General features: G+C 58.2%; 1 protein-coding gene. It reads right to left on the reverse strand.

Features of this window, described 5'->3' with window-relative positions; genetic code table 11:
• Nucleotides 1–2,778 (reverse strand): condensation domain-containing protein (locus ONV78_RS31790; RefSeq protein WP_279508605.1); only part of this gene is annotated, 2,778 nt, incomplete at both ends.

Here is a 2,778-nt window from a genome sequence, read left to right on the forward strand (position 1 = left end):
CCCCATCATCTGCTCTGCGCCGGGAAGCGCCTCCGGGCGTCCTGAGCGCGTGCCGCCAAACACCACATCCTGCTCGCCGCTGTAGCGGCTGAGCAACAGGCCCCATGCGGCTTGCACGACGCTATTGAGCGTCACCTGCTGGCTCTGGGCCAGGTGCTGAAGCTGCGTGGTGAGCGTTGCGGAGAGAGTCAGGCCTGCTTCCTGTTGCGGCTGTGCATCCTCAGTGGCGATCGACGAACGGGCGCCGGGCAGCGCCGTTGGCGCGTTAAATCCGGCTAAGTAGGCGCGCCAATAGTCTTCCGCTTGTGCGGGACTTTGTCGTTGCAACCAGGCGATATACTCTCGGTAAGGCATGACAGCGGGTAACGAGAGGGACTGTTGATTTTCTCCGAGTTGATAAAGGGTAAGCAGCTCTTTAAACAGTATCGGTAAACACCAGCCGTCCAGCAAAGCATGATGGTGACGCCAGATAAACCAATAATCTGAGTCGCCGGTTTGCGCCAGGGTAAAATCCATGAGCGGCGCCCGCAGTAGGTCATAGTGGGGAGCCTCTTCCAGCAACGCCTGCAGGTTCGCCTGTTGCTCCCGCTCACTTAACGGACGCCAGTCCAGCCGCCGCCAAGGCGCCTCCGCCTGGGATTGAACAAGCTGTAGCGGTTCCTGCCCGTCTATTGATGTAAAGGCGGTTCGCAGGATGGCGTGGCGCGCTATCAGGCTCCGCCAGCACTGTTGAAACAGGAGCGGGTCAAGCCGGCGCAGCATAATGCCCAGCCGGGTCATATACACCCCGATGTCTCCGTTTAACTCACTGTGGAACAACATCCCTTGCTGCATCGGCGTGCTGGGGTAGAGATCCTCTAATGCTGGGTAATCCTGCTGTAGGCGGTCGAGCTGGCGTTGAGACAATTTAACCAAAGGGAAGTCAGAAGGCGTATGGCTCCCTGCGGAGTGGGCGCAATGGCGAATGATCTCGGTTAAGTAAAAGCGATAGCGGTCCGCCAGTTGGGCGATCTGCTCGGCGGCGAATTGGCCGGAGTGATAGTCCAAAGTGAGTCGCCATTGTCCGGAAGTCACCAGGCAATTGAAGCCCAGGAGGTGCTCGCGTTGCATTTGGGGACCAACGCTTTCCCCAGTGTCAGTGATGGACAGCTGAAGTGCGTTGGCTTGATCAAACTGACCTAAATAATTGAAGACCACGGCAGAGGGCCGATGCTCGGGCAAGGCGTCCGCTTGAAAGCGTTGCAACACGCCATAATCAATACCCTTGTTCGGTATCTGTCGCAGCTGTTCCTTCACCGCTTTAATGTGTTCGCCTATCTCAGCAGAGTCTGTTGAGTCTGCGGATGCGCTGGTCGCCTTGCGTAAATGCACCGGGAAAACAGAAGTGAACCAGCCGACGGTTTCACTCAGATTAGTGTCTTCAAACAGCGCCTCGCGACCGTGGCCTTCCAGATCAACGCGTAAACTGTCGCCGCCGGTCCAGTCGGTGACGGCCAATAATAAAGCGGTCAATAACAGGTCGTTGATCTGGGTGTGATAACAGGCATTGCTTTGCTGCAGCAGCTGTTGAGTCAAGGTCTCGCTGAGCTGCAGCGAGTGATAAGCCGTCCGCTGGTAGTCCGGGCTATCGGTCGACGACAATGGCTGGGCCGGTAAGTCCGGCGCGGGCAGGCTTAGCGTCTGTCGCCAGTAACTGGCGGTTTGCCGGCAGGCGGATGTCTCGCTGTACGCCTCCAGTTGTTCGGCCCAGGCTTGGTAACTGCTGGTTTTGGGTTGCAAGGTAATCGTTGCGGAGGCGGCGTATTGCTCAAGCGCCTGTTGCAAGTCCTGGAGCAAGATCCGCCATGAAACGCCGTCCACAATCAAGTGATGCATGATCCAAATGAGTTCACTGGCGGCTGTGGCCTCATCGTAAATCCACAGCCAGCGGCTTAGCGGCGGTTGCGCCAGATCAAAACTGGCTTGTAACGGGTTCGCCTTCTCGGCGATCAGCCGCCGCCGGGCGTCCTCCGCCGTCATGGGTGGTAGGTTCAGACGATGTATCGTATCCGCTATTGCTGCGGGGGCGAGGGACAGATAACTGGCGCGCCAGTGCGAGGTCTGCTGTTGGAAAGCCAGACGCAAGACGTCATGACGCGCCACTATCGCCGCCAGAGCATGACGCAAGGCCTCTTCCGTCACGCCAGCGGGCAAGGGTACGCGAACGGCCTGGTTAAAATGATGCGCGCCCATGGGCTGGGTTGCCAGGAAGTGTTGTTGTATGGGTAATAAGGTCTGCGTTCCTGCGCTGTCTTCCTGAGGCGCATCGGCTCCGGCTTTGGCCGTCACCTGCAGGGCGAGCTCAGCAATAGTCTGGTGCGTAAACAGCTGACGGGTGGTTAACGCCAGGCCCGCTCTTTGCGCTCTGGAAGCCACTTGCATGGCCTTTATGGAATCCCCGCCAACGGTAAAGAAGTTCGCCCCGACGCTCACCTGTTCAAGGCCCAGCACTTCTCGCCAGATCGCGCAAAGCAGCGTCTCAATCGGCGACGTCGGCGCAATGTAGTCAGCCTGAGGCGTATAGTCCGGGGCTGGCAGGGCGTTGCGATCGACTTTGCCGTTGGGCGTTAGCGGCATTGAGTCCAGGATTACAAACGCCGAGGGCGTCATGTAATCCGGCAATTGTTGCGTAATGGTGCGTCTTAATTCTCGGGATAATTGCTCTTCAGCCAAGCTACTGCCAGTCTCGGTGATTACATACGCCACCAGACGTTTATCTCCCCGGTCCTCGCGAGCAAC

It is taken from the genome of Hahella sp. CR1 (assembly GCF_029813005.1).
Classification (GTDB): domain Bacteria; phylum Pseudomonadota; class Gammaproteobacteria; order Pseudomonadales; family Oleiphilaceae; genus Hahella.